Source organism: Halalkalibacter flavus (genome assembly GCF_036663575.1).
Lineage (GTDB): Bacteria > Bacillota > Bacilli > Bacillales > Bacillaceae_D > Halalkalibacter > Halalkalibacter flavus.
In genome coordinates this window covers 1-257 of record NZ_JAWRVK010000302.1, presented here as the reverse complement: position 1 = coordinate 257, position 257 = coordinate 1, and the positions used below count along the sequence as shown (strand labels likewise).

1 protein-coding gene is annotated in these 257 nt (G+C 53.7%); it reads left to right on the top strand.

Going from position 1 to position 257, the window contains the following annotated elements:
- The coding region (locus SAY88_RS25270; RefSeq protein ID WP_332635185.1) for a hypothetical protein at window positions 1-257 on the top strand (257 nt) is incomplete at both ends.

The following is a 257-nucleotide window of genomic DNA, read 5'->3' as shown; positions in this document are numbered from 1 at the left end:
CAGCAGCCTAAGAGCGGTCAAGTCCATTGCTAGCGCATCGAATGCCAGCATTGATGAAATGGCTCGAACACCCCAGGAAACCATAGTTCGACCAAAAAGCAAGAGACAACAATCTCTGAAACAACGGCAAGACAGGCAGCTCTACACTAGAAAGAAGGGCGTTGACACCCCGCCCACGCCCAGGACCGACGAGGAAGACAACAATCTGGAATCGGTGGCGGAAGGCAATCCGCAGTGGCTTCGTCTTTCACGTCAGC